At 68.8% G+C, this 7,160-nt stretch carries 7 protein-coding genes; 6 read left to right on the top strand and 1 reads right to left on the bottom strand.

All coding sequences use genetic code 11. The annotated features are described in order from the left end of the window. The 6 genes from MHA02_RS18375 to MHA02_RS18350 form a co-directional block, all read left to right on the top strand. Positions 1 to 642 (top strand): cytochrome c oxidase subunit 3 (locus MHA02_RS18375; protein ID WP_147081394.1); only part of this gene is annotated, 642 nt, incomplete at its 5' end. Positions 643 to 763: 121 nt separating this feature from the next. After that, positions 764 to 1,132: a DUF983 domain-containing protein gene (locus tag MHA02_RS18370; RefSeq protein WP_238180061.1), complete on the top strand. Its 369-nt coding sequence runs from the start codon at positions 764 to 766 to the stop codon at positions 1,130 to 1,132. A gap of 8 nt (positions 1,133 to 1,140) precedes the next feature. After that, positions 1,141 to 1,905, top strand: a complete 765-nt coding sequence (locus MHA02_RS18365) for an SURF1 family protein (RefSeq protein ID WP_373318327.1) — start codon at positions 1,141 to 1,143, stop codon at positions 1,903 to 1,905. 79 nt (positions 1,906 to 1,984) lie between these two features. Continuing rightward, positions 1,985 to 2,401: a DUF4864 domain-containing protein gene (locus MHA02_RS18360; RefSeq protein ID WP_147081390.1), complete on the top strand. Its 417-nt coding sequence runs from the start codon at positions 1,985 to 1,987 to the stop codon at positions 2,399 to 2,401. Between the two features lie 78 nt (positions 2,402 to 2,479). After that, positions 2,480 to 3,892: a threonine synthase gene (gene thrC, locus MHA02_RS18355; RefSeq protein WP_147081387.1), complete on the top strand. Its 1,413-nt coding sequence runs from the start codon at positions 2,480 to 2,482 to the stop codon at positions 3,890 to 3,892. A 4-nt stretch (positions 3,893 to 3,896) separates the two neighbouring features. Next, on the top strand, positions 3,897 to 5,189 hold the full coding sequence (locus MHA02_RS18350) for a M16 family metallopeptidase (RefSeq protein ID WP_147081385.1): 1,293 nt from the start codon (positions 3,897 to 3,899) through the stop codon (positions 5,187 to 5,189). On the opposite strand, the gene selB is transcribed toward MHA02_RS18350, so the two are convergent. After that, positions 5,186 to 7,093, bottom strand: coding sequence for a selenocysteine-specific translation elongation factor (gene selB, locus MHA02_RS18345; RefSeq protein WP_238180060.1), 1,908 nt, complete (start codon positions 7,091 to 7,093; stop codon positions 5,186 to 5,188). The two genes, MHA02_RS18350 and selB, sit on opposite strands and share 4 nt — an antisense overlap. Positions 7,094 to 7,160: the final 67 nt, after the last annotated feature.

The raw sequence follows: 7,160 nt of genomic DNA, 5'->3' as shown, positions 1-7,160 counted from the left end.
AAGGCGAATAGCGGCGACCACACCCGCGTCGTCCAGCTGCATCACCGCTACGGCATGATGATGTTCATCGCCTCCGAGGTGATGTTCTTCGTCGCCTGGTTCTGGGCCTATTTCGAGGCGGCGCTCTACACCGCCGACCCGATTCAGGCGCAGCGCGTCGAGTTCACCGGCGGCGTCTGGCCGCCCAAGGGCATCGAGGCCTTCGACCCCTGGCACCTGCCGCTCCTCAACACCCTGATCCTGCTCACCTCGGGCACCACGATCACCTGGGCCCACCACGCCCTGCTCCACGACGATCGCAAGGGCCTCAAATACGGCCTCTGGCTGACGATCATCCTCGGCGTGCTGTTCACCGCCTGCCAGGCTTACGAGTACAGCCACGCGCATTTCGGCTTCGCGGGCAGCATCTACTCGTCAACCTTCTTCATGGCGACGGGCTTCCACGGCGCGCACGTCATCATCGGCACGATCTTCCTCGCGATCTGCCTGATGCGGGCCTATTCCGGCGACTTCACCGTCAAGCAGCACCTCGGTTTCGAATTCGCCGCCTGGTACTGGCATTTCGTGGACGTGGTCTGGCTGTTCCTATTCGCCTCGATCTATGTCTGGGGCTCGGGCGTCGGCCACGCTGCCGCCCACTGACGGTCCGAACGGGCGCGCCTTGCACCCCGGACAACCCAGAAGGGCGGCGCGAGCCGCCCTTTTTTGCGCCTGGAGCCGGGCTCGTCCCCATATCGGGGGTCGAGCCCAGGAAACCGCATTCATGACCCCGCCCGCCATCAGCCCATCGCCGATCTCGACAGGCCTGCGGGGTCTTTGTCCGCGCTGCGGCGAGGGGCACATGTTCGACGGCTTCCTGACGTTCAGGCCGTCCTGCGAGACCTGCGGCCAGGATTTCTCCTCGTTCTCGACCGGCGACGGGCCGGCCTTTTTCGTGATGTCGATCGTCGGTGTCTTCGTCGTCGGTCTCGCGCTCTGGATGGAGATCACCTACGAGCCGCCGATCTGGGTCCATGCCCTGGTCGCGACGACGCTTTCGATCGGGTTGAGCCTGCTGCTGGTGCGTCCCCTGAAGGGGCTGCTGGCGGCGCTTCAACTCCACAACAAGGCCGAGCAGGGACGCTTCAAGTAGTGAACGCGATCGGCGCATCGAAAAGCCCCGGCCGCTGGCGCGGACTGATCGCGCCCGGCATCGCCTCGGCCGTCAGCCTCGCCATCCTGATCGGCCTCGGTGTCTGGCAGCTCGAGCGCAAGGGCGAGAAGGAGGCGCTGATCGGCCACATCATCGCGCGCTCGCACGAAGAGCCGCCGGCACAGCTCCCGGCCTCCGACGCCTGGGATCCGAAGACGGACGAATTCCGCCGGGTTCGCGTCACCGGAACGCTCCAGAACGACAAGGAGACGCTGGTCCACGGCCTCGCCGCCGGCGACGTCCCGGGCCGCGCCCTTCAGGGCTTCTACGTGATCACGCCGCTGGTGCGGGCGGACGGCTCGACCGTGCTGATCAACCGCGGTTTCGTCCCGACCGAGCTCAAGAACCCTGCCGACCGGAAGGCCGGACAGATCGCCGGCGAGACCACGCTGACCGGCATCCTGCGGGCCTCCGAAGTTCGCACGATGTTCGTGCCGGCCGCCGACCCGGCCCGCGGCGAATGGTTCAACCGCGACATTGCCGGAATCGCCGCGGCGAAGGGCCTCGGAACCGTACCGCCCTACCTGATCGAGGCGGACGCGGCGGCCAATCCCGGCGGTTGGCCGCGCGGTGGGCAGCTCCGCGTCGACCTGCCGAACAACCACCTGCAATACGCCTTCACCTGGTTCGGCATCGCCGCCTGCCTCGTCGGTGTGTTTTCTGTGTTCGCGTGGCGAAAGCTCAACGACCCGCCCGCGCCGTCTCGGGGCTGATCCCTGCGGCACGGCCTCTGCTTGTCCCCTCTCGGCGGCGCGCTACACTCGTATCGGCCGGCCCTCTGGAGTGGCGACGATGCGCATCCTCGTTGGACTTCTCGCTCTTCTGCTGATGGGTTCGGCGGCACGGGCCGCGGACGAGACCGATCGTAGCGCCGCGCGCGCCACGATCGAGCGCCAACTGGAGGCCTTCAAGAAGAAGGATTCGGCGACCGCCTACGCCCAGGCCGCCCCCCAGATCCAGAGCCTATTCACCTCGCCCGAGACGTTTCTCGCCATGGTCGAGCAAGGCTACCCGCCGGTGCTCGCCCCACGCAGCTACAGCTTCGATGCCGTCGAGGATGCGGGCGAGGGCGAGCTCGCCCAGGGCCTGAAGCTGCAGGACGAGAACGGCGTCGACTGGGTCGCGCTCTATTCGCTGCAGAAACAGGCCGACGGACAATGGCGCATCACCGGCTGCTCGCTGAAGAAGGCGCCGGGCAGCAACGCGTGATGATCATCGTCGATCGTGCGGCCACTTTCGACAGACCAACACGCATCGTGTAGAGCGGGCGCCTTCCCGGAGGCCCCTTTGCTGCACGTTTCGACCCGCGGCGCCGCTGCGCCCTTGAGCTTTTCCGATGCCCTCCTCGCCGGCCTAGCCCGCGACGGCGGCCTCTACGTGCCGGAGAGCTGGCCGCAGATTTCGCGATCCGAGATCGCGGGTCTCAGCGGTGTGCGCTATGCCGACGCGGCCAAGCGCGTGCTGCGCCCGCTCATCGACGGCGAGATCGCGGACGCTGCGCTCGACCGGATGATCGAGGATGCCTATTCCGGCTTCCGTCATCCCGCAATCTGCCCGCTGACGCAGATCGACGACAACCTCTTCCTGCTCGAACTCTTCCACGGCCCGACGCTCGCCTTCAAGGACGTGGCCATGCAGCTGCTCGGGCGGCTGATGGACCATGTGCTGCGTCAGCGCGGCTCGCGGGCGACGATCGTCGGCGCGACGTCGGGCGATACCGGCTCCGCGGCGGTCGAAGCCTTCAAGGGGCTCGATCAGGTCGACGTCTTCGTGCTGTTCCCGCACGGCCGCGTCTCGGAGGTGCAGCGTCGGCAGATGACGACGGTGGCCTGCCCGAACGTCCACGCCATCGCCATCGACGGCACTTTCGACGATTGCCAGGACATCGTGAAGTCGATGTTCCAGCACGGCGACTTTGCGCAGGACGTCCATCTGTCCGGCGTCAACTCGATCAACTGGGCGCGGGTCGCGGCGCAGGCGGTCTACTACTTCACCAGCGCCGTCTCGCTGGGCAGCCCGCATCGCCCGGTCTCGTTCGCGGTGCCGACGGGCAATTTCGGCGACATCCTCGCCGGTTGGGTCGCCAAGCGCATGGGCCTGCCGATCGATCGCCTGATGATCGGCACCAACGCCAACGACATTTTGGCGCGAACGCTGGAGCACGGCGCCTACGAGCTGCGCGGCGTGCAGCCCACGACCTCGCCGTCGATGGACATCCAGATCTCGTCGAACTTCGAGCGGTTGCTGTTCGAAGCACTGGGCCGCGACTCGTCCTCGCTCGGGCGCCTGATGGCGGGGCTGAAGCAGTCCGGCGGCTTCAGCCTCGATCCCGCCGTGTTGCAGACCGTGCGCGACGAGTTCGATGCCGCGGCGGTCCACGAGCCCGAGGTGGTCGAGGAGATCGCAGGCACCTACCGCAAGACCGGCATGGTGCTCGATCCGCACAGCGCCATCGGCGTCCGGGCCGGCCGCCGGCTGCTGCAGAAGGATCCCGCGACGCCCGTCGTGGCGCTCGCCACCGCGCATCCGGCGAAATTCCCCGATGCGGTCTCGCAGGCGACCGGCGCCGGGCGGCCCGCGCTGCCGCCGCACCTCGCAGATCTGCTGGACCGGCCCGAGCTGATCGCCAATCTCCCCAACGATCAGGCCGCCGTGGAGCGCTACATCCGCGAGCGCGCCCGCATCACCGCGGGTGCCTGACCTCATGAACAAGCACTTTTCGACGTTCGGCGCCTCGCCCGACCTGAAGATCGCCCGGCTCGCCAACGGCCTCATCATCGCGACGGAGGCGATCCCCGGCGTCGCGACCGCATCGCTCGGGGTGTATGTCGGCGCCGGCTCACGCCACGAGCGGCCCGAGGAGCACGGCCTCAGCCATCTCATCGAGCACATGGCGTTCAAGGGCACGCAGACGCGCTCCGCCCGACGCATCGCCGAGGACATCGAGAATGTCGGAGGCGAGATCAACGCCGCCACCAGCACCGAGAGCACGAGCTACACCGCCCGCGTGCTCGGCGAGGACGTCGGCGTCGCCCTGGACGTGCTCGGCGACATCCTGACTCGCTCGACCTTCGAGGCTGGCGAGCTGTCTCGCGAGAAAGGTGTGATCCTGCAGGAATACGCGGCAGTCGAGGATACGCCGGACGACGTGGTCTACGACGCCTTCGTCGAGACGGCGTTTCCCGATCAGCCGATCGGCCGGCCGATCCTGGGTCGGCCCGAGACGATCACGAGTTTTTCGCGGGAGGGCATCGAGGCCTTTATCGCGCGCGAATACGTGCCGGAGCGCATGGTGCTGGCTGCGGCCGGCGCCGTCTCGCACGAGGAGATCGTCGAGGCGGGCGAGCGGCTGTTCGGTGATCTGAAGTCCGCCCCGTCGCAGGACGTGGTTTCCGGCCGCTATGTCGGCGGCGAGCGGCGCATGCAGAAGAAGCTGGAACAGGCGAACCTCGTGCTCGGCCTGCCCGGCCTCTCGTTTCGCGACGACGGCTATTACGCGCTGCACCTGTTCGCGCAGGTGCTCGGTGGCGGACTGACCTCGCGCCTCTGGCACGAGGTGCGCGAGACCCGCGGCCTCGCCTACGACATCCAGGCCTTCCACTGGCCCTTCTCGGATTGTGGCCTGTTCGGCATCGGCGCCGGTACCTCGGGTGCGGATCTGCGCGAGCTGGTCGAGGTCGCCATCGCCACGACGCGGACGGCGACGGTCGAGCTCGACGAGGTCGAACTCGCCCGCGCGAAGGCGCAGCTCAAGGTCTCGCTGCTCTCGGCCCTTGAGACGCCCGGCGGCCGCATCGAGCGCAACGCCCGGCAACTCCTGGCCTGGGGCCGCGTCATCCCCTCCGGCGAGGTGATCGCCAAGGTCGATGCCGTCACCGTGGACGACGTGCGCGCGGCCGGTCGGGCCGTGATCGCCGGTGCGCCGACGCTCGCGGCGATCGGACCGATCCGCAAGTTGCCGACGCTCAAGGACGTGACCGCCGCGCTTATCGCTTAAGCGTCGCCCTCCACGAAGATCCGGCGGTCGCCGACGCGGCGCGTGAATCGCACCGCGTCGAGATGCTCAAGCAGCGGGATCGAGAACTTTCGCGAGATCCCCAGCGCCGCACCGGCCTCCTTCGCCAGAAATCCGGAATCTGGCACGGTCGCCGCCGGGAAACTCCTGGCGAGCTGGGCCTTGCCGGCGGTGATGGCGTCCTTGTGGAACAGGATCGTCCGCTTCTGGACGCGGTCGAGCGCCCGGATCAGCGTTCCCGCCGCGAGCAGATAGGTCAGCGCTTCGCGTCGCCGGATGTCCCTCCCCACGATCTCGACTTCGTCGGGAGGCGACAGCGCCCCCTGGCGGAAAGCGGCCTCGAGGACCCGGACATGCTCGGTCTCGTGTCGTCCCGGATCGAAATCGGCGCGACGGAACAGCGGGCCGGCCTGGACCACGTCGCGCGTCGCTACGAGATCGCGCAGGGCGGCCGTGACGACGGTCTCGCCGGCCGTGACGGCGCGTGCGAGACGGTCGAGTGGCAGGCCGTGCTCGATGGAATGATCGCGATGGTGGAGCGCCAGAGCGGCCAGCAGCGCCTCTCGCAGGCCGGCGAAGGCGGGAGCGCCGAGAAAACGGTCGCCGATCTCGCGGGCGCCGAGTTCCGTCAGGCCGCGCCGCACCCGGTCCGGGGCGATCCCGACCAACCGAGCGAGGTCCACGAGCGGCGTGCCCGCTGCGCCGTCGCGCGCAAGCCGCGTGGCGAGGGTGTCCTTCGGCTTGCCGGCGGCGGTGACGGCGAGCTCCGCGTGCACCCGTGCATCGTGCCGCTTGCGGCGTCGCGCCAGCGGATCGAGGATTCGGCCTCCCGCCACGGTGACCGAGGGCGAGTCGAGGCGGAGGATGAAGGGTTCGCGGGCCGGCACCGCGATATCCTCGTCGGTGCGGAGTTGTGCCAGGGTGCTCGCTCCGGGCTCCAGCCTGTCGCGGTCGAGCAGGCGCAGGCGCGCGGCCACTTCCGTGGTGCCGAACAGGAGGCGGCAGGCCGTGCCGCCTTCGAGCGGCGCTTCGGCGCTCACGACCGCCGTCAGCACCACGTCGATCCATCGGCCGGTGGTCAGCATGTCCGGTGCGGCCAGGGCCTGTCCGCGGTGCAGGTCGCCGATCTCGACCCCGCGAAGCGCCACGGCCGTGCGGCGACCCGGCTCGGCGACCTGCACCGGGCGGCCATGGATCTGGAGGCTGCGGACCGTGGCGCCGATTTGGCCCGGCATGATCGCGACTCGATCTCCGACCGTCAGCCGTCCGCGCCGCAGGGTGCCGGTGACGACGGCGCCGAACCCCGGCCGCGCAAAGACGCGGTCGATCGGCAGGTAGGGGAAGCCGTCGTCCCCGGAAGGCGGGGCCTCCCGCAACAGGTCGCTCAGGGCCGCGCGGAGTTCGGCGAGACCGGTATCGGCGAGCACCGAAGTCGCCACCAGTTTCGGCTGTTCGATGCCGGCGCGGGTCGCGACCGCCAAGAGTTCGGCCTTGCGTGCGGCGATCGTCTCCGCACCGACCAGATCGCATTTCGTCAGCGCGATGACACCGCGACGCACGCCGATGAGGCGGGCGATCTCGAGATGTTCCACCGTCTGGGGCTTGATGCCCTCGTTGGCATCGACGGCGAGCAACACAGCGCGCATGCCGGTCGCGCCGGAGATCATCGCGCGCACGAAACGCTCGTGGCCGGGCAGGTCGACGAGATCGATCTCGCCCGCCTCGGCGCCGGCCGGCTTCAGCAGAGCGAAGCCCGGTACGATCGAGACGCCGCGCGCCTTCTCTTCCTTGAGGCGGTCGGTGTCGATGCCGGTGAGGGCGCGGACGAGGGCGGTCTTACCGTGATCGACGTGGCCGATCACGCCGACGAGGAGCGATGGGGTCAAGGCGATGCCGGAGCAGTCGGAGGAGGGAACGTCGCGACGACCTCATAGCCGGCTCCATCGGCCGGGA

This window comes from Methylobacterium haplocladii (genome assembly GCF_007992175.1).
Classification (GTDB): Bacteria; Pseudomonadota; Alphaproteobacteria; order Rhizobiales; family Beijerinckiaceae; genus Methylobacterium; species Methylobacterium haplocladii.
The sequence above is the reverse complement of the archived record's forward strand: the minus strand, read 5'-3'. Positions and strand labels throughout refer to the sequence as shown.

Excerpts from the sequence above, each read along its gene's own strand:
- MHA02_RS18370 (WP_238180061.1), top strand. The coding sequence starts at position 764 with ATGACCCCGCCCGCCATCAGCCCATCGCCGATCTCGACAGGCCTGCGG.
- MHA02_RS18360 (WP_147081390.1), top strand. The coding sequence starts at position 1,985 with ATGCGCATCCTCGTTGGACTTCTCGCTCTTCTGCTGATGGGTTCGGCG.
- MHA02_RS18350 (WP_147081385.1), top strand. The coding sequence starts at position 3,897 with ATGAACAAGCACTTTTCGACGTTCGGCGCCTCGCCCGACCTGAAGATC.